At 55.7% G+C, this 20487-nt stretch carries 21 protein-coding genes and 1 pseudogene; 6 read left to right on the forward strand and 16 right to left on the reverse strand.

The window, feature by feature from the left end:
- Positions 1-94 precede the first annotated feature (94 nt).
- The 3 genes from NYE69_RS28745 to NYE69_RS28755 all read right to left on the reverse strand — a co-directional run bounded on the left by NYE69_RS28745 (position 95) and on the right by NYE69_RS28755 (position 1764).
- On the reverse strand, positions 95-385 hold the full coding sequence (locus tag NYE69_RS28745; RefSeq protein WP_340929338.1) for a hypothetical protein: 291 nt from the start codon (positions 383-385) through the stop codon (positions 95-97).
- 108 nt (positions 386-493) lie between these two features.
- Positions 494-1270 carry an SDR family NAD(P)-dependent oxidoreductase gene (locus NYE69_RS28750; RefSeq protein ID WP_340929341.1) on the reverse strand — a complete coding sequence of 259 codons (777 nt, stop codon included), beginning with the start codon at positions 1268-1270 and terminating at the stop codon, positions 494-496.
- A gap of 35 nt (positions 1271-1305) precedes the next feature.
- Positions 1306-1764: a chemotaxis protein CheX gene (locus NYE69_RS28755; RefSeq protein ID WP_340929343.1), complete on the reverse strand. Its 459-nt coding sequence runs from the start codon at positions 1762-1764 to the stop codon at positions 1306-1308.
- A 261-nt stretch (positions 1765-2025) separates the two neighbouring features.
- Between NYE69_RS28755 and NYE69_RS28760 the strand changes: the two genes are divergently transcribed.
- Positions 2026-2928: a LysR family transcriptional regulator gene (locus tag NYE69_RS28760; protein WP_036620284.1), complete on the forward strand. Its 903-nt coding sequence runs from the start codon at positions 2026-2028 to the stop codon at positions 2926-2928.
- 35 nt (positions 2929-2963) lie between these two features.
- The gene (locus NYE69_RS28765) at positions 2964-3773 is read left to right on the forward strand and encodes a histidinol-phosphatase (protein ID WP_340929345.1); all 810 of its coding nucleotides are present in this window, start codon (positions 2964-2966) and stop codon (positions 3771-3773) included.
- A 157-nt stretch (positions 3774-3930) separates the two neighbouring features.
- Here the strand turns inward: NYE69_RS28765 and NYE69_RS28770 are convergent, their stop codons facing one another.
- From NYE69_RS28770 to NYE69_RS28780, 3 genes are all read right to left on the reverse strand, one after another.
- On the reverse strand, positions 3931-4494 hold the full coding sequence (locus NYE69_RS28770; RefSeq protein ID WP_340929347.1) for a GNAT family N-acetyltransferase: 564 nt from the start codon (positions 4492-4494) through the stop codon (positions 3931-3933).
- On the reverse strand, positions 4491-5222 hold the full coding sequence (locus NYE69_RS28775) for a DUF1361 domain-containing protein (protein WP_340929349.1): 732 nt from the start codon (positions 5220-5222) through the stop codon (positions 4491-4493). Before NYE69_RS28775 ends, NYE69_RS28770 begins: the two co-directional genes overlap by 4 nt.
- Before the next feature lie 113 nt (positions 5223-5335).
- Positions 5336-5896: a GNAT family N-acetyltransferase gene (locus tag NYE69_RS28780; RefSeq protein WP_340929351.1), complete on the reverse strand. Its 561-nt coding sequence runs from the start codon at positions 5894-5896 to the stop codon at positions 5336-5338.
- Between the two features lie 63 nt (positions 5897-5959).
- On the opposite strand from NYE69_RS28780, the gene NYE69_RS28785 reads away from it, so the two are divergent.
- Positions 5960-6280, forward strand: coding sequence for an MGMT family protein (locus NYE69_RS28785; protein ID WP_340929353.1), 321 nt, complete (start codon positions 5960-5962; stop codon positions 6278-6280).
- Between the two features lie 106 nt (positions 6281-6386).
- Here the strand turns inward: NYE69_RS28785 and nagZ are convergent.
- The 9 genes and pseudogenes from nagZ to selD form a co-directional block, all read right to left on the reverse strand.
- Positions 6387-7604: pseudogene (nagZ, locus tag NYE69_RS28790) on the reverse strand (beta-N-acetylhexosaminidase); the annotation flags it as partial.
- Positions 7601-8176, reverse strand: coding sequence for an LOG family protein (locus NYE69_RS28795; protein ID WP_036620270.1), 576 nt, complete (start codon positions 8174-8176; stop codon positions 7601-7603). The gene NYE69_RS28795 and the pseudogene nagZ, both read right to left, overlap by 4 nt.
- Entirely contained in the window at positions 8173-8757 is a 585-nt protein-coding gene (locus tag NYE69_RS28800) for a hypothetical protein (protein WP_340929355.1), read from the reverse strand. Before NYE69_RS28800 ends, NYE69_RS28795 begins: the two co-directional genes overlap by 4 nt.
- Before the next feature lie 71 nt (positions 8758-8828).
- A complete protein-coding gene (locus NYE69_RS28805; RefSeq protein ID WP_340929358.1) occupies positions 8829-9284 on the reverse strand; it encodes a DinB family protein in 456 nt (151 codons plus the stop codon).
- Positions 9285-9428: 144 nt separating this feature from the next.
- On the reverse strand, positions 9429-10178 hold the full coding sequence (locus NYE69_RS28810; protein ID WP_340929360.1) for a MerR family transcriptional regulator: 750 nt from the start codon (positions 10176-10178) through the stop codon (positions 9429-9431).
- A 567-nt stretch (positions 10179-10745) separates the two neighbouring features.
- Positions 10746-11660 carry an IS1595 family transposase gene (locus NYE69_RS28815; RefSeq protein ID WP_340929362.1) on the reverse strand — a complete coding sequence of 305 codons (915 nt, stop codon included), beginning with the start codon at positions 11658-11660 and terminating at the stop codon, positions 10746-10748.
- Positions 11661-12055: 395 nt separating this feature from the next.
- On the reverse strand, positions 12056-12892 hold the full coding sequence (locus tag NYE69_RS28820; protein WP_340929364.1) for a DUF2785 domain-containing protein: 837 nt from the start codon (positions 12890-12892) through the stop codon (positions 12056-12058).
- A 100-nt stretch (positions 12893-12992) separates the two neighbouring features.
- The gene (mnmH, locus tag NYE69_RS28825; RefSeq protein WP_340929366.1) at positions 12993-14045 is read right to left on the reverse strand and encodes a tRNA 2-selenouridine(34) synthase MnmH; all 1053 of its coding nucleotides are present in this window, start codon (positions 14043-14045) and stop codon (positions 12993-12995) included.
- A 53-nt stretch (positions 14046-14098) separates the two neighbouring features.
- On the reverse strand, positions 14099-15142 hold the full coding sequence (gene selD / locus NYE69_RS28830) for a selenide, water dikinase SelD (protein WP_445744849.1): 1044 nt from the start codon (positions 15140-15142) through the stop codon (positions 14099-14101).
- A 212-nt stretch (positions 15143-15354) separates the two neighbouring features.
- Here selD and NYE69_RS28835 point away from each other — a divergent pair, with 212 nt between their 5' ends.
- A complete protein-coding gene (locus tag NYE69_RS28835) occupies positions 15355-16413 on the forward strand; it encodes a permease (RefSeq protein ID WP_340929370.1) in 1059 nt (352 codons plus the stop codon).
- Between the two features lie 376 nt (positions 16414-16789).
- Here the strand turns inward: NYE69_RS28835 and NYE69_RS28840 are convergent, their stop codons facing one another.
- Positions 16790-17233, reverse strand: coding sequence for a hypothetical protein (locus NYE69_RS28840; protein WP_340929373.1), 444 nt, complete (start codon positions 17231-17233; stop codon positions 16790-16792).
- 129 nt (positions 17234-17362) lie between these two features.
- Here NYE69_RS28840 and nrdD point away from each other — a divergent pair, with 129 nt between their 5' ends.
- Together nrdD and nrdG are read left to right on the forward strand one after the other, a co-directional pair.
- On the forward strand, positions 17363-19552 hold the full coding sequence (nrdD, locus tag NYE69_RS28845; RefSeq protein WP_340929375.1) for an anaerobic ribonucleoside-triphosphate reductase: 2190 nt from the start codon (positions 17363-17365) through the stop codon (positions 19550-19552).
- Between the two features lie 13 nt (positions 19553-19565).
- Positions 19566-20084 (forward strand): anaerobic ribonucleoside-triphosphate reductase activating protein, encoded by a 519-nt coding sequence (gene nrdG / locus NYE69_RS28850; protein ID WP_340929377.1) that lies wholly within the window; start codon positions 19566-19568, stop codon positions 20082-20084.
- The last annotated feature ends 403 nt before the right edge of the window (positions 20085-20487 follow it).

The following is a 20487-nucleotide window of genomic DNA, read 5'->3' on the forward strand; positions in this document are numbered from 1 at the left end:
TTTGCTCCTATTTTGCAGCAATCCTTCGGAAAGTCGGCCTTTTCCTCTCCTTTGGCTAAGAATAGCGGTAAAAAAATCCTTTATTTTGCCCCAGCTATCTTGCTCGCCAAAAATAACGCCCTTTTTTACCGCTATGGCTGCGTTTTCGGTAGCGTCCACAGTCCGCAGCTTCCGCAGTTTCTGCAGTTTCTGCAGCTTCCGCAGTTTCTGCAGTTTCTGCAGTCTCTGCAGCTTCTGCAGCTTCCTTAACCTCCGCAACTTCTGCAGTTTCTGCAACTTCCACAGTTTCTGGGCCTTCCACGCCTTCCGTATCTTGCGCAGTTTCTGCAGTTTCTGCAGTTTCCGGCAATCTCCGCAGCTTCCGCAACTTCTGCAAATTCTGCAACTTCCGCAACTTCCGCAACTTCTGCAAATTCCGTAACTCTGCAATCATAACCGCTTAATCGGGCGCTTTTCATATACACAAAAACCCGCCCTCACAGGCAGGTCATGGTCACTTCTTATTCAGCATCCGGTAGCTGATCCGATCGGCCAAGCCGGGGAACATCTGGTACCATTTCGTCCCCACCCCGGCGATCCAGGGAAGGTTGATTTCCGTGCGGCCCTTCTCCGCGGCGGAGACGATCGCTTTCGCCACTTTCTCCGGTTTCAGCATGAACCATTTGACGTTGCGTACGTAGTCCCCGTTCGGATCGGCAAGGTCAAAAAACGGCGTATCGATCGGCCCCGGGTTAATTGTCGACACCTTGATGCCGTATGGCCGAAGCTCCTGGCGCAACGCGCTGCTGAAGCCGACCACGGCGTGTTTGGTGGCGGTGTAAGCCGTCGATTTGGCGGTGCCGATTTTGCCCGCCAGCGATGCCACGTTCACGATCGTGCCGGAGCGCGCCGATTTCATGTACGGCAAAACGGCTTTGACGCAGCGCACCATTCCTATGTAATTTACGTTCATCATTTCCGCAAATTCGGGCAAAGGCATTTGATCGAAGTATTCGAACTTGCCGTACCCGGCATTGTTCACCAGGACGTCCACCCGCCCGTACTCGGATAACACCCGCTCAAATCCCGATCGCGTCGAAGCATCGTCGCCCACATCCATTTCAAGCAGCCGATACGGCCCCTTCATGCGCGATCCGACCTGTTTCAGCTTGTCCGGCGAACGTGCCGCAAGCACGACGACGGCTCCCCGCTCCGATAGCATTTGCGCCGACAGCGCGCCGATGCCGCTGGATGCGCCGGTAACGACAACGATCCGATTGTTCAAAGACATGGTCATTCATCCCTTCAAACCAGGATGATCCTATCTTAAGAGATCATCACCTGAATGTCCAGTTCGCCGATGCCGTCCATCAGCAGCGGTATGCACAGCGCTTTGCGCGGCAGGAATCCGCCTGCCGTTTCCGTCTTGATCACCTGCGGGGGCGTAATATCTACCGCAAAACCCTGGTTGGACAACAGCGTGCTGGCATTTCCGCTGATCATATTTCCCAGCTCCGAAATCGCGCTTTGCCCCATCTCGTCCATTTCCGTAAGCACAAATCCGCCCATCATCGCCGATACGATCCGGAGGGCGACGTTTTCCTTCAGGCCGAACACAACCATACCGCTGAAATGGCCGGTCATGCCGATCTGAATCCAGATATGGTCCTGTACGGGGACCACATCTTTGACGCCCATGCTCCCAGTTGAAGGAGAAACTTGAACGACCTGTTCAATGACTGAACGCGCTGATTCAAGAAAAGGATTTATCACTTCTGCTTTCAAAATTATGCGCCCCTTTTCACTAGGAGAATAACTTATTCAATACAAAAGACCCAGCTTTTAGTTATTGCTAATTATACTTTATTCCTATTCATAAGTCATTAAAAATCGAAGATTTGCGTCGAATAGCACATAATAACGGAGGATGCTTCAGGTCCCAAGGCGGCCGATCATTGATTTACTTCAGGAAAATCACCTATAATTAATAAAATCAAAAGGAAGCCTCTATAGGGAAAACAAACCTACGGGAAAGGAGGTATGCTGTTGAATATCAGCCAGTTGGAAACGTTGATCACCATTTCCAAAACCAAAAGCTTCCGCAAAGCCGGCGAACTGCTAAACCTGACCCAGCCCGCCGTGTCCGCGCAGATCAAAAGCCTCGAGGACGAGTTCCGGACCGTGCTGGTCGACCGCAATCAACCCGTTACGCTGACCGACCGGGGGCAGGTATTTCTTGAGCAGGCGGAACGGATACTGGATATTGTCGAGGAGCTCAAGCAGAAGCTGTCCGATATGGAGCACACGCCGCAAGGCCATATCGTACTCGGGACCACGACGTCGATCGCCATCCAGATCCTGCCGCGTATTTTGTCCTATTTTCAAGACCAGTTTCCCCTGATCAAAACGACCATCCAGTCCATGCCGTCCAGCCTGATTTATCAAAACGTGGAGCAAGGGCTCGTCGATATCGGGATCGGTTATTTGATCGAAAACAACCCGCAGGTGTTGTCTTCGGTGCTTTACTACGATACGTTCGAGCTGGTCGTTTCGCCGCTGCACCCTCTGGCCAGCCTTCCCAACCCTTCGCTGGATTCGCTTCGGGAGGTTCCGCTGATTATGCTCTCTCCCGACACTGTAGGACGGCGGTTTATCGACGAGGTGTTCAAGCGACACGACATCGAACCCCATATCGTGATGGAGCTGTCCAGCAGCGAAGAAGTCAAACGGATGGTGGAGATCAATTTGGGGGCGGCGATTATTTCCAAGCAGTCGATTTTGCGGGAGCTGAAGCAGGGTTCCCTAAAGATCGTCCCGATCCCCGAGCTGGAGGTCACTCACCCGGTCGGGGTCATCTATAAATCCAGCCGGTACGTCAATTCGGCGATGCAGCAGTTTCTCGGAGACCTGAAGGGCATGCCGGAAACGCATTTCATCAGTTCCGAATAACCGGCAGTCCCTAACTGAAAGGAGCCGACAGAATCATGAAGTTCGACCTTCATACGCACCATTTCCGCTGCGGACATGCCGACGGCAATATCCGGGATTATATCGAGGCCGGCATCGCCGCCGGCTTGGCCGTGATCGGCATCAGCGACCATACCCCGTATTTCGGCAGTCCGGAAGACAGACCGTTTCCCCGGATCTCCATGGGCAAAAAGGAGTTCGCCGGCTACGTCGACGAAGTGCTGAAGTTGAAAAAGGAATACGAGGGCAAAATCGACGTTCTGCTCGGGATCGAATCCGATTTCTTCCCGGAACATGCCGAAGTTTATCGGAATACACTAAACCAGTATCCGTTCGATTATGTGATCGGCTCGGTACACAGCGTCGGCGAGGTCAGCATTTTCAACAAAAACCGTTGGAAAGGCCTGAGCCCGCAGGAAAAAATCGCTACGAAAGAAGCCTATTACGATTTGATCCGGCAATCGGCGCAAAGCGGAATGTTCCAAGTTCTCGGGCATATCGACGCCATGAAGGGCAACTATCCGGCGTTTTCGGACATTCCCGCCGCGGAGGCGATCGACGATACGCTCAAAACGATCGCGGAAAGCGGGGTGGCCATCGAGATCAACACCTCGGGAAAAACCAAGCTGAGCGGCGGCTGGTATCCTGCGGACGCCATTCTCGAACGCGCGCTGCATTTTGGCGTGGATGTCACATTCGGATCGGATGCCCACATCCCTCAGCGCGTCGCCGACGAATGGGACGATGTTGCCGCGCGTCTTAGGGACATCGGCTTCCGCGAGTGGGTGTATTTCAAAAACAAACAAAAGGTGTCCGTGCCGCTGTAACTTATCCGGCCAAAAAAAGAGAATCCGCGCCATATGCACCGGATTCCAAAAGAGAAAATATATATTCAAAAGGGGGTCATGTAATAAGTGTACCCTCTTTCTATTAGGGTTTGATCACAGCTATATTTCATTTGTGTAACAAATATCGTTCCTTTTGCTAAAGAAGGGGATTACGCTCGGCGATATACAGCAGCAAGTCTTCCCCCTGCCCCTCCCGCCCTCCGGCGGGCGGAATCTGCGCTTCACAGCGCATACCGCATTTTTGCAGCACGCGTGCCGACGCCGGGTTGCCGCTGCTGCAGCGGGCCTCGATGCTGGCCAGTCCCAACGTTTCGAACCCAAAGCCCAGCACGGTCTGTGCCGCCTCGGTTGCCAGCCCCCGGTTCCAATAAGCCGGCGACAGCATATAGCCGATCCGCGCTTTTTGGCCGTCCAAACTTAAGTATTGCAGGGAACACAGCCCGATGAACCGCCCTTCCCGTTTGTATTCCACCGCAAAATGAAGATCCCGCAAACTGCGGTAAGACTCTTCGAAATAACGGAACAAGCGCTCCGGAAACTGCAGTTTGTCCGGACGGATCGCCGCATGCCTGCGGACGGCCGGATCGGTGATGCAGTCGTATAAAGCGTCAGCGTCACGGAGCTCCAGCTTGCGCAAGACAAGCCTGTCGCTCTCCAGCACCGGAAACCGCTCCCGCAGCCTTTGCCTGATGCCGCTCAAAGTTCCCCCACCCGCTTTCGCATCGCCCCGGCCCCGTACAATACGACATAACAAAACAACGTTATGATAAATATCCACTTGCAGAACGCCAGCGCATGCGAAACATTTCCCGCATCGGCGAAGTAAGCCGCCGTCTCCCGCACCACATACATGGGGGATTTCAGCAAATCCCAGCTGTTCCAGCGGATAAAACGGCCCAAATAAATGCCGAAGCTGCTTAGCAGCAGTACCGCGATTGCAAACATCCACCCGGCGGCGGCGCCCCAGGCTTTCCGGACCAACTGGTGGACCGAGGCAAGGGAAACGGAAGCGAGCGCCAAACCGAGCAGCGCGACAAAAAACAAGGTAAACAGATGGTCCCAAAATGACATGTCGAGCCAAAATTTTCCGGTTTCCGGGATCGGATACCGGTTGAAGGGATGCAGCATGTCGGTGATTAAATAAGCCGCGTTCGGGTAAAAAAACAGCCAGATCAAACCGGCCGGCAGCATAAGCCCCCATCTGGCCGGACGGGACGGAATCAGGCTGATCAAATCAAGCGCAATCGCCAGCGCCAGCGGAATCCAGGCCAAAAACGTGTTCCAGATTAGAAACAGGTAGGGAGGACGCCCTCCTCCGGGCAGCTGCGTGTCAACGACATATCTCATGCCGATCACGCTCGCGGCGAATAAGGCGATATACAAGTACAATTTGACGGGGTATCCCAGTTCTTTGAAAGTCTGCCGCATTTACGCACCTCCTGCTTGGTTTGCATAATCAATAAACGATGCGGGCGCGCAAATTGTTACGGCGTATCGAGGCCTGGCGGGAGGCGGGGCCGGGAGACGGAGCCGGCGGGCGCCTATTCCATCGCTTCGTTTCTGAGCACCATATGGATGTGATCTTCCCACACCCCGTTGATGTACAAATATTTGTAAGCCAAACCCTCATCGTAAAAGCCGCATTTCTCGGCGACCCGCAGGGAGGCCCGATTGCGCGGAATGATGTTGGCTTCGATCCGGTGCAGATAAAGCCCCGACTCGGCAAAAGCGTATTCCGTCACCCGGCGCACCGCTTCCGTCATATACCCCTTCCCGTGATCTTGCCCGTCCAGCCCATATCCCAAATGACAGGATTGGAAAGCGCCCCGCACAATATTGCTCAAAGCAACCGAACCCATGACCCGCTCCGGCTCCTCTTTCCGAAAAATCCACCACTTGCACAGGTCGCCGCTCCGTATTTTCGCCGACTCCTGATGAAGCAGTTCGCGCTGGTATTCCAGTGTGTAGTATCCGGGTTCTTTTGTTCTCTCCCAGGGCGCGAGCACCTCCCTGTTCCGGAACAAATAATCGAGGACGGCTTCCGCATCCGGCGCGCCAAGCTCTTTCAAGATCAGCCTTTCGGAGTATAAAATAGATTCCATACGAACCACCTCAAGCCTTCCAAAAAATAAACAATGAATACGATGTGAAGGAGAGTATGCATCATGCAGCCGTTTACAGCCAAAGTGATTGAAGTTATCGCCGCCATCCCGCCCGGAAAGGTGATGACGTACGGCCAGATCGCCGCTTGCGCCGGAAGCCCGCGGGCCGCGCGGCAGGTCGTGCGGATTTTGCACAGCATGAGCCGCAAGCACGGGCTTCCCTGGCACCGCGTCGTCAATGGGCAGGGGCAGATTGCCCTGCAGGACGAGGAGTCCTTCCAGGAGCAGGTCTGGAATCTGGAAGCGGAGGACGTTGAGATACTGCCGCACGGCCGGATCGATTTAACCCGGTATCAATATCACCCGGATCAAGCGGCTGTTTAAGCCCGTTCTCCTCCAGCAGCGAGCGGATTTCCCGGTTGATCGCCTTTACGTCCGGACCGGATGCCGGCTTTGCGTTCAGCGCGTATTTCGCTTTCAGCTTCAGTACGTTGTATACGCGGTCGTCCAGCACTTCGCCGGATATTTTTCCCGCAGCCACGGCTTCGCGAATCGCTTGAATCACCGCTTTCTCTTGATCGTAATCGTGCCCGACGAGCACGATATTGCCGCCGGCCAGCAGGAACTGCACCGCCGCCTCGCCGATGTCGTAGTTTTTGACGATCGCGCCCATCGTCATATCGTCGGAAATAATCGTCCCTTCGAACTGGAGCTCCTCCCGCAGCAAACCGTGAATGACCGCTTCGGAGAAAGAAGCCGGATGGTCGGGGTCCAGCTTCGGCAGCAGCAGATGGGCGATCATGACGACGTCCGCGCCTCCCTTGATCGCGCGCGCGAACGGAACCAGCTCCAGCTTGCGCAGCCGGTTCAGGTCATGCTCCACCACCGGCAAGCCCAGGTGGGAATCGACCGCCGTATCGCCGTGGCCGGGGAAATGCTTCACGACCGGGATGACGTCTTGCTCCCGAATCCCGTTCATGACGGCAATGCCCATCTTGCTGACGATGTCCGGCTTCTCGCCAAACGCGCGGTCCCCGATGACCGGGTTGTCGGGATTGCTGTTGACGTCGAGCACCGGCGCAAAATCGAGGTTCAGGCCGAATCCGGACAGCTCCTTGCCGATGACTCCGCCGATTTGCCCGGCCAGCTCCTCGCTGCCGGTATCGCCAATCGCGCGCATCGCCGGCAGCTTCACAAACTCCCCGGGCATCCGGCTGACGCGCCCGCCCTCTTCATCAACGCTCAGAAACAGCGGGACAGGCTGGTCCCGGTTCGCCGCTTTGAGCGCGTTAAACAACGCGAGCGCCTGATCTTTATCCTGGATATTGTCCTTGTAAAAAATAAATCCGCCGACATGTTCCTTTTCGATCAAATCGCGGGCGTTTTGACCGATCTCGGTGCCGTCCATGCCGACAAGCACCAACTGGCCGATTTTCTCGTCGGTGCTCAGCTTGCCGAGCTGATCGCGGACGGGATCGGCGGGCGCCGGTTCGGATTCGCCGGAGCCGGCGGCGTTCCCCGCCCCGCCCGATCCGTCCGCCGGCGGCTGCACATTCGCCCCGCCGCCCCCGGCGGAAGATTGCCCGTTCGTCCCGCCTGCGGCGCCTGACGGCGAACCGCCGCCGGGCGTCCCCGAACGGCCGGCGCACCCGGTAACGAGCAGAACGAGCAGCAAAATTACGACCATGCCCCGGTAACCTGTCATCATTCCTGCCTCCACTTGGTCTCGGCGATCGCCGGCACAAAATTTTGCATTCGGGTGATCAGCTCGCCCGGGTCCTCGGCCATATTGATCAGCGACAAGTGGCCTTCATTGACAAAACCCGCATCGATGCAGGATTCCACCAGCCCAAGCAGCGGATCGTAATAACCGGCCGCGTTCAGCACGCCTATCGGCTTGCGGTGGATTCCGATCTGCAGCCAGCAGAGCGCCTCAAACAGCTCCTCCAGCGTGCCGAAGCCTCCCGGCAGCGCGATAAATCCGTCCGCCAGCTCGCTCATCTTCGCTTTGCGGGCGTGCATATCCTTGACTTCAATGAACTCCGTCAAGCCGGGATGGGCCGCTTCGCCGTGAATTAAACCGGTAGGCATCACGCCGATGACTTCGCCGCCGCCGGCCAGCGCGGCATCGGCCACGGCGCCCATCAGCCCGTGCTTGGAGCCCCCGTAAACGAGGCGGAAGCCGTGCTCGGCCAAATAGCGCCCAAGCTGCTCGGCCGCGCCGCGATACCGTTCATCCTTGCCAAACCTTGAGCCCGCATATACGCATATCGTTTTCATCCTCTTCCCCCTCCTATTCCATTATGGCCCGCCGGCCGCTCCGGCACCGCTTCGGTTTGGCCCGCGACATCCCAGCGGTGCCTGTATTTCTCTAGCTTGGGATGCGGGACGGCAAGGTTATCCGACAACAATAATCTCAGTTTGACGATCCATTCCTCAAACGAAGAAAACCCCGCAAACCGGTTCGCCATGTCCGGCGTCATGTACAAAAAATAAGGAGCCGGATATTTTTCCATCAAATACCGAAGCGCGGTATCCGCCGGCGTATATTTCTTCCGCTTCCCCTCCCAGCCTTCCACCAGTACCTCCACATCCGCGGCGCCGCGCTCCCGCTTCCACGCATGCAGCCGATCCTCTCTTTGGTAAAACGGGCCGGCCTGCTCGTTCGACATCCGCTTCACGGTGAGCTCATGCAGCGGGTACAGCACCAGCTTGGCAAACGCCCGGCGGGCCGCCTCCGCGGCCGCAAATTCCAAGTCCTCATCCGCAATGCGCATAAAGGAATCGTAAAAAATGACCGTGCCTTTCCGGCTAGGGGCCGGAGGTTCATATCCAAAGGGCACCTGAATGTTTTGTCGCAAACGTTGTTCCTCCTTGGGGCAGCCAAAATTGGGATATAAGGATAGAATGCCCTTTTTGCAAAAAAATGCGTCTACACGATGCCGCGCTCGATAAAGTTGGCGGAAACGGGAGCCCGTCCCAACTCGCGGGACCACACCGACAGCTGGCCAATATGGTGAATTTCGTGGGCGATGACGTGCCGGAGGATTTCCCCGGCGGTGAAATGGCGGGTTCCATCGGTGACCGGGAGCCCCTCCATATCGTCCGTCCACGTGTCGAGAAAGTCCGCCACTTCCTTATGAAACTCGGCCGACAATGCTTTTGCTTTTGCCAAAGTATTATACTGCTCAAACGGCTCCTGAAAATCCGGCTTCCCCTGAATCACGCGAATCCAGCTCCATTCCACGTCGGCGATATGAAACAGCGTTTCCAGAATGCTTCCGACGCCGCCAACCCGCTTCCGCAGCAGCTCCTCCTCCGGCAGATCTTCGCACCAGGCAAACCATTCGTCCCTGACCTGCCAGTTGTATTGGAACATTCTCAGCATACATTCGTCTCCTTTCCCAAACCGGCCTGTTCTAAGCCGTAGTACCCTGATTCTACCATAAGTCCCGGGCAAAATAATCCCGCGGAATGTAAAAAGCCCTTTGGCTGGGGCCAAAGAGCAATTGAGATTGTGAATCAACTATCGTTACTGCCGCGAAGCAAAAGCTTCCGCCGCGGCGTATAGATAATACGCCAGCCCGGTCTGCTGATTCTCCAGCATATTCCGGTGGAACTCGTCGCTTAGGAAAAACTTGGTTTGGCCCGCAAAATCGGCCGCCGTCACCGTATGCCCGTGCTCATTTAAAAAAGCCAGATGCCCTGCGATCAAACTTTGAATCGAATCGTCCAGGTGGCTTGCGTTTTCCCGCAGAGCTTGGGCCATCCGGTTCATGAACGCGGCCGCTTCGGCCGCCTGCTCGTTCATTTGCGGGACATCGATCGGGCCGTCGTCCACCAGCCGGACTCCATAATTTTGCTGCAAATGACGATCCTGCTCCCGCAGCGCCTCCTTCCATTCTTCCTCGCTCGCAAACCCTTTGAACATATCCTGACCGTTCATAGTTTCTCCTTTCTCCGCAGCGCGGATCGATTTCTCCAGCGTTTGAATCATCGTCTCCAACCTTTGCTTGCGCTCATGCAGCAGCGCTTTTTGCTCCGACAAAATCGCCGCGCGGTCCGGCTCTCCCTCCAGCAGCAGTTTGATCCGCGCCAGCGGCAAGTCCAGCTCGCGGTAGAGCAAAATTTGCTGCAAGCGCTCCAGCTCCTTCATGCCGTACAGCCGGTATCCCGCCTCGCTGATCTCACACGGCAGGAGCAAGCCGATTTTATGGTAATGATGCAGCGTTTTAACCGTTACGCCGGATAAGGCCGAAACTTCTTTGACGGTATACGGCATTTGATTCTCCCCTCCTATCCGAATCTCGCATTTGCCGGCTCATTTACAGCATAAAGCCTCCTCCAAGAGGAGAGTCAACGGCCTTCAAGAATAAATTGCATTAAGAAAACCCTCGCCGCTGGCGAAGTCCTTTGTCGTGCACTCCCATACCTTAGATGCGCAGGAGGGTCTAACGGACACCAATGACCCTGATTCGTTCTAAACCAGTCCTTGAACTGAAGGTTTTCAAAAATTAAGTTAGGCGGCTTGCAAAATAGCAAAACACTGCTTCGTTTGATAAAGCGAGTGTGACGAGCTTCTACGGCAAATCAACATTCGCTGTCCGGGTGCTTTGCACGATTATCCCATTTGATCAGGTAACAGAGAAATAAACAAGCTTGGGAGAAGAAAATATTGGGTGGAGAAGCAGATCGGTTCAAGACAATTTAATCGGGCTTAGGAAAGGAATCAGGTTTTGGGAAGGTGAAACAGACCGGACAAGAGATCAAGAAAGGAGAACAAGACTGGAGATCAAGGACCCATTAAGTTGATCTGCATCAAACTCCCCCATCTTTTCAAGCACCACGATCAGGCCGCAGCCGCAAGGGGCTGATTCGGTTGGCGCGCGATCAGCCGGCGGTAAGAGATTGCCGGAATCGCCACACACATCTGTAGCAACTTCTGCCGCATCGTTTCTTCCGCTTCGGGCAGTCCTCCTTGCAGGCGCAGACGGCGGCGTACGGTGTATTCGTTCAGGTACGCCTGCAGATGCTTCAGTCCCAAGGCTCCATACGTACTCTTCAGCGATTTCCACGCCTCTCTCACCACTTTCCGCAAGGGAGTGTACAGCCGAAAGGCCTGAGGGAAGGACTGCACCGTCGATGTACGGACATCCACATGCCCGCCAATAAACGCGGTTAGATCGTGACGGTCTGCCCTTTTTTCGCCTCCCCGCTTATACGGCACCAGGCGGATTTTGACCTGCTCCGGCTCGCCCGACTCCGTGACCGTGCATCCCGCTACGACCGCCGAGGCGTACGGATGCGAAAGCTGACACCGGGACGGATTACGCCCATACTGATCGCTGTTCACCTTCACGTCTCCGGAGAGCAGTTCCCGGGCATCGTACTCCCCCACGGCATGACGTATTTTTTGCAGCATCGACCACGCGGTCTTGTAGGCGACCCGGATCACCTGGCGCAGCCGCGTCGCCGAGATGCCGTCAGGGAGCAGGAACAACTCCAGCGCCTGAAACCACTTCACCAGGGGGAGATGCGTTCCTTCAAAAATCGTACCGACCAAAGGCGATGTTTGATGCTTGCACTTTCCGCACTCGAACAAGGGGATATGCCGGGAAGTCAGACGGCTGCACCGGGTGTGAGCGCAGCGCGGGCAGACGAAGCCGTTTGGCCACTTCATCGCGATCAGCGCCTCCATGCAGTCCTGCTCACTGTTAAAACGGCTGCTGAATGGTTGAAGTTCCGTTCCCGCATTGACTTCCATATCCGCTTACCTCCCGAATCAAGAATACACGAACATAAGTTCCATTTATTCCATTATACCAAACATGCGTTCCCTTATCAAGCCGAAAATCTCATCTGAACCGCCTCATTTTTTCCTCATCTTTTTTGATTTTTTCTTCTCTTTTTTTGGAACCTTTGCTTTAGCCCCCAAACCCTGCCTCCCTGGACGAAAGGGATAATCGTGCAAAGGCAGGCAGCAGGCAGGGACACCAAGGTAGGGACACCAAGGCACGCCCCCTTTAGACACCCCCTTTAGACCCCACCTCATCTGGCGTCGATTTGTGACACCTCGAAACGGCTCTATGGTATAAATAGTTAGGTTTGAGTTGTAAACCCTTGCGCGAAAAGAGCGAAAAAACGGCGGAACAGGCGAAGTCACTCCCCCGCCTGTTCCAACCGCCGCAGCGTTTTTAAAATGATATCCGTGTATTTATGGTGTGCCTTATGGTTCAAGACGCGAAAATACAAGCTTCTCAGAAAACATTTAACGTTCGTGCCAAGGACGTGGTCATCGGGAAACCTGCCCGGTTTCGGAGCCGCCCCGAAGCGTTCGATCCACCCCGCGATCTCATCATCGGCAAGTATGTTTCTGTCCAAGACAGTAACGACGGCGGCAACGGTGCGCTCATCTTCTTCGTTGATAAAGGTGTACTGATGGTTGCATATTTTCGCTTGAAATGTATTTAATATTTCCACGAGCGCGGGCTGCCGCATATGTTCCGAGCGGGCCAGGTCCTCAAAGGCGTCGGCGGTATGCGCCATGGCATGGGCCCAGCCCGTGTCCCCCGTGTATCCGCGGAGATCGTTTTCCATCAGGAGGTAGGCCACCAACTCGTTTTTGATCATTTCCGTATCGCCGCCGCGCAAAAAAGGATTTTGCCTGTCCGCAAACAGGATCAACGGGACAAGCAGTACGGAAAACGAACGCGTAAACACGGAATCGGTGCCTTTTTCCCCGATTTTATAGAAAAGGTGATGCTTGTCGAGGCAGATGTGGAGCAGTTGAAGAAGCTGGTCCGAGGTATACATCCCTTGCGTCACCCAATGCTGGAGGGTCGTATAGATCAATTCATCGCGCAAAAAAGGATCGGGAGCCCCGATATGATCCATCATCGACAAAGTAACATCAAAGACCGGGGCAGAAGACGGCGCCTGGTAGTTATTTTCCCGGATTTCTATTAACCGTTCTTTTAACGTTAAGGTATCTTCCATATTCGCACCTCATAATTTGGGATTAAAAAAAGAGAAGCCCTAAGGACTTCTCCTTTTTAACCGATTATTCCTGCCCGATCGAGGCCGGCGCGTTTCTCATTTACGGCTTGTTTGCGGCCAGCGGAGCCGGTTTGGGCAAAAGCCGCTCCACCTCGGCCGCGGCCTCCTCGACCGATGCGGCGCGGACGACCGCAAACTCCGCATCGGCGTACTGATCTTCGGTGTGCGCATAACGCGGATCATAATAATACGCCAGCAGCAATTCCACTGCCCGGTCGTATTTCCCGGAGGTCAGACACGACTCGATTTCCGCGGCCACCGGGATATGAATCTTCGATTTGATTTTCCGGAAAGATTCCAGACAAGCCTCCGGGTGCTTCCAGGGCTCATAATCTTCCAAAATAATCTTGACGCGAACCTCCAACGGCAGCTCCAGGCGAATATGGCGTCCCTGCTCTTTTTTGGCGGCGAGGAACTCCGGCATCACCGCTTTGCCGATCCGCTTGCTCTCCGCCTCCATCAGCACATACAGTTCGTCCCGGTAGCGGAGCAAATCATCGACCAGCAGGGAATCGAACATCTTCTGGTTGCGCGATTTGAGGCCGATTTGCCCAAACGCCGAGCCGCGGTGCCCGGCCATCTCCTCCAGATCGATCACCGGGTACCCTTTCTCCTTCAGCGTGCGAAGCAGCAGCGTTTTCCCGCTGCCCGTATTCCCGTGGATCACGATCATTTGCGGGGCGAAGGACATATTTTCGAGCGTGCCGACGACCCACTGCCGGTAAGCCCGGTAGCCTCCCGCGAGCCGGTAGGCATGGATGTCCATCAAGGACAGCAGCGTAGCCGTCGTTTTGCTGCGCATGCCGCCGCGCCAGCAGAATACGGCTTTCCGGCCGGGAATTTCGGCGAACTTACGGATAAACCCCGGCAGCTTGGCCGAGACGATCTCCAGTCCCCGCTGCTTGGCGGCCTCCGCGCTGACTTGTTTATATAACGTCCCGATTTCGGCGCGTTCCCGGTCATCAAACAGCGGGATGTTGACGCTGCCCGGAATCGTGGACTGGGCAAATTCCGAAGGCGAGCGGACGTCGATAAGCGAGAGCCCTTTCTGCCGCTGCTCCACCCATTCCTCCAGGCTCAAATCCTGAAACATGTTCAAAAACTCCTTCTTGATGTTAATCTCTCCGTGTTAATCCCAACGCTTCATTAGACTTCGACAACGATCCGGCCGGCGGGGCCGTCCGTCACTTCGCCGATCAAACTGGCCTCCACGCCTGCATCCACCAAGGCCGCGAGCAGCTTGTCCGCCTGCGCCGCGCTCACCGAGATAAGCAATCCTCCGGAGGTTACCGCATCGCACAAAATATAGCGGTCGGTCTGATCCATCGCTTCCGGGAACGAAATGTCGGCTTCCACATGAGCGTAATTATTTTTCGTGCCGCCCGGAACGAAGCCCTGCTCCGCCAGCTCTCTGACGCGCGGAAGCACGGGTACCGCGCTTTTGCGGATCGTGATCCCGGCGCCGCTGCCTTTGGCCATCTCCAGGGCGTGTCCCATCAGCCCGAAGCCGGTTACATCGGTACAGGCATGGACCTCGTATGGCTCCATGACCTCAGCCGCGGTTTTGTTCAGCGTCGTCATCACGGACGTCACCCGTTCCGTCTCCTCCTGGCTGAGCTGGTCCTTCTTGATCGAAGTCGTCATAATGCCGACTCCGATCGGTTTCGTCAGGATCAGCTTGTCCCCCGGCTTCGCGCCGGCATTCGTTCTGATCTTGTCCGGATGCACCAGCCCGGTGACGGCCAGGCCGAATTTGGGCTCTTTATCGTCGATGGAGTGGCCCCCTACTAAAGTGGCTCCGGCTTCTCTGACCTTGTCGGCCGCGCCGCGCAAAATGTCGGCCAAAATGCTTTTGTCCAGCGTGGAAATCGGAAATGCTACTATATTAAGCACGGTAAGCGGTTTGCCGCCCATCGCGTAAATGTCGCTGATCGCGTTCGCCGCCGCTACCTGCCCGAACGAATACGGGTCGTCCACGATCGGCGTGAAAAAATCGACCGTCTGCACCAGCGCCAAATCATCCGACAGCCGGTATACGCCGGCATCATCGCTCGTGTCCAGGCCGACGAGCAGATCGGGATTCGGCTCGGCGGGCGGCAGATTGCGGATAACCTGCATCAGGTCGGCGGGGCCGATTTTGCAGCCGCAGCCGCCTTTGCTGGATAAAGAAGTTAACTTAACGGAATCCATTGTTGACATGATCCTCACTATCCTTCCCTTGCGAGTTGGTTTCGAAAATCGTTTCTCTCTTATAAATCGTACTCCAGCTGCCGGGAAAAAGGCAACTTATCTTATTTGCCCGCCTGCCCTAGGCCAAACTCCGTTTGACCTTGCCCATCCGGCGGAGCGGAACTGTGTTATACTATAGCTTGTGCAAAATTTATGGATACTCGGAGGACATCATGACTTCTTCAAACAGCGAACACTTCCATTCGGCGCGTTCTTTCAACCGGAAGACCGTGTTTTTCGTGATTCTGTTTCTCATCATAGCCATCGCCGGCTTAAGTTATGTCAAGTGGTGGCCGTATTATGAAAAAGCGCTCAAAAGCGCGACCAGCCACTCGATCGGCTCCCCGATTTTGGGTCCGGACACAGCGGCGGCCCCGTCGCTGGGAGCCGCGGCGGATTATGCGCTCGCCTACTTCAAGTCGGTATGGAAGGCGGCGGTGCTCGGCATCCTGCTCGGCTCGCTCGTACAGGTGCTGCTTCCGGCCCAATGGCTGTACAAGGTGCTGGGCAGCAGCCGCTTCAAAAGCACCTTCCTCGGCGGCGTCGCTTCTCTTCCGGGGATGATGTGCACCTGCTGCGCCGCTCCGATCGCCGCCGGCCTGCGCAAAAGAAACGTGTCGGTCGGCGCGAGCCTCGCTTTTTGGATCGGCAATCCGGTGCTGAATCCGGCGACGCTCATTTTTATGACGTTCGTGCTGTCGTGGAAATTCACGTTGCTCCGGCTCATGTTCGGGATTCTGATGACGTTTGGGGTCAGCTACTTGGCAAACCGGTTCGCCAGGGGCAAGGAGGTTCCCGCTCCGGCCGCAATCGAAGCCGCCGAAAGCAAGGACGAAACGCCGTTTGCGCTTCGCTGGCTGAAAAGCCTGGGGCTGATGATCCTGAACGTCGTGCCGGCCTACCTGCTGTCCGTGCTCGTGCTCGGCGCTTTTCAAAACACGCTGTTTCCGGTGGAACTGGGCGGCGGCTTCCTCGCGATCCTCGTGTTTGCAATCGTCGGCACCCTGTTCGTCATCCCGACGGCGGCCGAAATTCCGATCATTCAATCGTTTACCGCGCTGGGCCTTGGCGCCGGACCTGCGGCCGCCCTGCTGCTGACGCTGCCGGCGGTCAGCCTGCCGTCCATGCTGATGGTGGCGCGTTCGTTCCCGCGCAAAGCGCTGCTGTTCGTGTTTGCGTCGGTCGTTGTGATCGGCATCGCCGCGGGCATCGTTGGGGGATTGGTGCTGTAACGGAAGCAAAGGGGCAGCGAATGGCAAACAAAAGGACATGCCTGCAGGCCTCGGCCCGGCATGTCCTTTGCAATATGGCTGTTCCCGCATGAGTAAATTCAGAAAAAAATAAAGGCAGAAAATGGCGTTATTCTGGCGATATCCGTCCATTTTAGAGAAATAGAGGAAATTTATGTACCTATTTTTCCCTGTCGCATGGAAATAGCCGCGTTCTGGACCGTTCATCAGAAAATAAGGATATAAAATTCCGCTATTTTGAGGGCCGACGGTTGGCCGATCTTGTTCCAGTAGCCGGCTGCCAAGCGCGATTTCGAAGTTCAGCCTTTTTTACCGCTATTGCCCGCCCCCTTTTAGGGCAAAGGGCGTCGGCAAAACTTCACGCCAATGCCCTCAGGCACAGCGACACTTCCACCCCGTCCGCCGCCGCTTGTTCCGAGGCGATCACCCAATTGACGGCCAATGCTTGCTTTAAGCGGCCAAGCTGGGCATCCGTGAGCCGCAGCCCTTCAATCTGGCCTTCCCCCACCGTGAAATCGGACCGGGAGCCAAGGCGAAACGCTTCCTCCAGCCAGATCTTCAGCCCGCTTCGGGTGTTGAACGTCATCCGGTAACCGTGCTGAAGCGCCTGCTGCAGCGGTTCCCCATGTTCCTCCGCGTAATTGAAAATATCGCCGTAGGTGAAATCTTCCGTTTCCGCCTCGCGAAAAACGGCCGGATCGCGGAAGTTGACGGCGTCCAGCAGCCGGCTTTCACTGATGCCCGCTTTTCTGGCGTGCTCAAGCCTCAGGGCGGTATACTGGGATATTTTGACTAGCTCCATCCAAAAACGTCCTTTCTTATTGATTTTCCTGATACTAACTATTCTTAAACTATAAAATGCACAGTGCGTGACATCACCGTTTTTTCCGGCCGGGTGTGCTATACTCACCGAGCAAACAAAGAACAAAGGGTGATCGTTACGATAGTCATTAAACGCGACGGGTCCGAGGTGGCCTTTAACCAGCAAAAAATCATTGACGCGATTTGCGCCGCCATGAACAGCACGGAGAAGAAAATCGACATGGACGTGGCGCAAAAGATAGCCGACAAAGTGACCGCCAGAATCTCCAAGCTGGAGAAGGTGGATATCGAGCATATTCAGGACGAAGTGCAGTCGGCCTTGATGAACAGCCGCAGAAAAGACGCGGCCGAAGCGTATATCGGCTACCGCGAAATCCGCACGCTGAAAAGACGCGAGCGCAGCAGCCTGGACAAAAAGGTGCTGGGATTGCTGGAGCTGACGAACGAAGAAGTGCTCAAGGAAAACTCCAACAAGGACGGGGCGACCATTCCGACGCAGCGGGATCTGCTGGCCGGCATCATGGCCAAGGACTTCGCCCAGACCTACATGATTCCCAAACGGGTGGTCGAAGCCCATAACAGCGGGAGTCTGCATTTTCACGACCAGGATTACAGCCCGTATTTTCCGATCTACAACTGTATGCTGATCGACCTCAAAGGTATGCTGGAAAACGGCTTTAAGCTGGGCAACGCGCAGATCGAAACGCCCCGTTCCATTACGACCGCGACGGCGATCACCGCGCAGATCATCGCTCAGGTGGCCAGCCACATTTACGGCGGGAACACGATTAACGAAATCGATAAAATTTTGGCGCCTTATGTGGCGAAATCTTTTGCCAAACATTATAAGAACGGCCTGGAGTGGCTGTATGAACTGGATGGCGCGGCGATCGCCGGGCTCGATATTTCCTACGAAAATACGAAGCTGCACGAACGTTACCCGAAATGCTTCGACTATGCCAAAAAGCTGACGGAAAAAGAAACCTTCGACGCGTTCCAATCGCTGGAGTACGAAATCAACACGCTCGTAAGCGCCAACGGCCAAACCCCGTTCAGCACATTCGGGTTCGGGCGGGGCCTAAGCTGGGAGGAACGGCAGATTCAAATCGCCATTCTGAAGAATCGCATCCGCGGGCTCGGCAAAGACGGCAAAACGCCGGTGTTCCCCAAGCTGATTTTCGCCCTGGAAGAAGGGGTGAATTTGCGGCCGGGCGATCCGAATTACGACATCAAGCAGCTCGCGCTCAAATGCAGCACGCTGCGCATGTACCCGGACATCATTTCGGTGCCGAAAGTCAAAGCGATTACCGGGTCGTTCAAATTTCCGATGGGCTGCCGCTCCTTCCTCGGCGCTTACGAAGAGAACGGACGGGAGCTGCACGACGGCCGTTTTAACATGGGTGTGGTTACCGCGAACCTGCCGCGGCTGGCGATTCAGGCCAAGGGATCGGAGCGGACCTTCTACAAGCTGCTGGACGAGCTGCTGGGAGTCTGCAAGGAAGGCCTGATGTACCGCATCGACCGCTTGCGGGGCGTCAAAGCCAAGGTCGCGCCCATTTTGTACATGGAAGGCGCGGCCGGCAGCCGGCTCCAGCCGGAAGACACGATCGACCATCTGCTGCAAAACGGGCGGGCCAGCATCTCGCTGGGGTATATAGGCATTCATGAGACGATCTTGGCGCTATACGGCAAACACATCTTCGACGACGCCGCGCTAAGGCAAAAAGGCCTCGACATCGTGCGGTATTTAAGTGAGAAGACCGCCGAATGGAAAAATGAAACCGGGTACGGCTTCAGCCTCTACTCCACGCCGGCGGAATCGCTGTGCTACCGCTTTTGCAAACTGGACGAGCAGCGTTTCGGCGTGCTTGAAGGAATTACGGACAAAGGCTATTACACCAACTCGTTCCATCTGGACGTGGCCAAAAAGGTAACGCCGTTCGAAAAAATCGAATTCGAAAAAGCGTATCCCGTTCACGCGAGCGGCGGCTTCATCACCTACTGCGAGTTCGACTCGCTGGTGCAAAATCCCGAGGCGCTGGAAGCGGTGTGGGACTACGCTTACGAGCGGGTGCCTTACTTCGGGACGAACACCCCGACGGACAAATGTCTGGAGTGCGGATACGAAGGGGAATTCGAAGCGACCAACACGGGGTTTGAATGCCCGAATTGCGGGAACCGCAACCCCAAAACCTCTTCGGTCATCCGGCGCTGCTGCGGCTACCTGTCCGAGCCGAGCCAGCGTCCGTTTAACGCGGGCAAGCAGCGGGAAGTGCTCGCTCGCGTCAAGCACATGTGACGGTCCGCTGCCTATGTATATCGCGGACTATAAGAAATTCGACGTGCTGAACGGGAGAGGACTGCGCAACTCGCTGTTCACCTCCGGCTGCACTCATCGTTGCAAAGGCTGCTTCAACGCGGCCGCCTGGAATTTCGCTTACGGTTTCCCTTACACGCGGGAATTCGAGGATCGGGTCATCGCCGACCTGCAGGTTGAAGGCATCCGGGTGGCGGGCCTGTCCATCCTCGGCGGGGAGCCGTTTCAGAACGTGGACGGGCTGCTCGGTTTGGTGCGGCGGGTACGGGCGGAATGCCCGGGCAAAGACATCTGGATCTGGTCGGGCTACACGTTTGAGGAGATCCTCGCCGACGCCTCCCGCACGGAGCTGCTCGCTTATTGCGATGTGCTGATCGACGGCCGGTTTATGTTGGAGCGGCGCAATCTCAAACTAAAATGGAGAGGTTCGGAAAATCAGCGGGTGCTCGATGTCCGGGAAAGCTTGCGGGAACGGGCGGCCGTCTGGCTGAAGTTGGAACGAGACGGTTTGTGAAGCTGGGGAGTTCATGCTGTAAAGCAGGGAATACGTGCTGTAGAGTAGGGAATGCATGCTGTAGAGTAGGGAAGTACATGCTGTAAAGCAGGGAAATATGTGCAAAAAACAGACGACCCGGCCAAAGAAGAAAAAGAAGCTACTCCACCGAAAAAATAAGAACAATTACGGTCGTTATTTCGGCGAAACCCGTCCATTTGAGAGAAATAGGGGCATTTTATGCCGCTATTTTCCCCGGTTGCAAGGAAATACCCTTGTTCTGGACCATTCATAGGAAAATAAGTACATAAAATGCCGCTAGTGGGGATCAATCTGCCAGGGCCCGGATAATAAGTACATTAAACGCCGCTATTTTGATGGCCGAAGGCCAACGGCCGACGGCCCGCCTGCCGGCCGTTCCTGC

It is taken from the genome of Paenibacillus sp. FSL R5-0527 (assembly GCF_038008055.1).
Taxonomy (GTDB): Bacteria; Bacillota; Bacilli; order Paenibacillales; family Paenibacillaceae; genus Fontibacillus; species Fontibacillus macerans.

Coding starts and splice junctions, on each gene's coding strand:
- NYE69_RS28750 (WP_340929341.1), bottom strand. CDS start 1,270: ATGTCTTTGAACAATCGGATCGTTGTCGTTACCGGCGCATCCAGCGGC.
- NYE69_RS28765 (WP_340929345.1), top strand. CDS start 2,964: ATGAAGTTCGACCTTCATACGCACCATTTCCGCTGCGGACATGCCGAC.
- NYE69_RS28775 (WP_340929349.1), bottom strand. CDS start 5,222: ATGCGGCAGACTTTCAAAGAACTGGGATACCCCGTCAAATTGTACTTG.
- NYE69_RS28780 (WP_340929351.1), bottom strand. CDS start 5,896: ATGGAATCTATTTTATACTCCGAAAGGCTGATCTTGAAAGAGCTTGGC.
- NYE69_RS28785 (WP_340929353.1), top strand. CDS start 5,960: ATGCAGCCGTTTACAGCCAAAGTGATTGAAGTTATCGCCGCCATCCCG.
- NYE69_RS28795 (WP_036620270.1), bottom strand. CDS start 8,176: ATGAAAACGATATGCGTATATGCGGGCTCAAGGTTTGGCAAGGATGAA.
- NYE69_RS28805 (WP_340929358.1), bottom strand. CDS start 9,284: ATGCTGAGAATGTTCCAATACAACTGGCAGGTCAGGGACGAATGGTTT.
- NYE69_RS28810 (WP_340929360.1), bottom strand. CDS start 10,178: ATGCCGTATACCGTCAAAGAAGTTTCGGCCTTATCCGGCGTAACGGTT.
- NYE69_RS28815 (WP_340929362.1), bottom strand. CDS start 11,660: ATGGAAGTCAATGCGGGAACGGAACTTCAACCATTCAGCAGCCGTTTT.
- NYE69_RS28820 (WP_340929364.1), bottom strand. CDS start 12,892: ATGGAAGATACCTTAACGTTAAAAGAACGGTTAATAGAAATCCGGGAA.
- mnmH (WP_340929366.1), bottom strand. CDS start 14,045: ATGTTTCAGGATTTGAGCCTGGAGGAATGGGTGGAGCAGCGGCAGAAA.
- selD (WP_445744849.1), bottom strand. CDS start 15,142: ATGGATTCCGTTAAGTTAACTTCTTTATCCAGCAAAGGCGGCTGCGGC.
- NYE69_RS28835 (WP_340929370.1), top strand. CDS start 15,355: ATGACTTCTTCAAACAGCGAACACTTCCATTCGGCGCGTTCTTTCAAC.
- NYE69_RS28840 (WP_340929373.1), bottom strand. CDS start 17,233: ATGGAGCTAGTCAAAATATCCCAGTATACCGCCCTGAGGCTTGAGCAC.
- nrdG (WP_340929377.1), top strand. CDS start 19,566: ATGTATATCGCGGACTATAAGAAATTCGACGTGCTGAACGGGAGAGGA.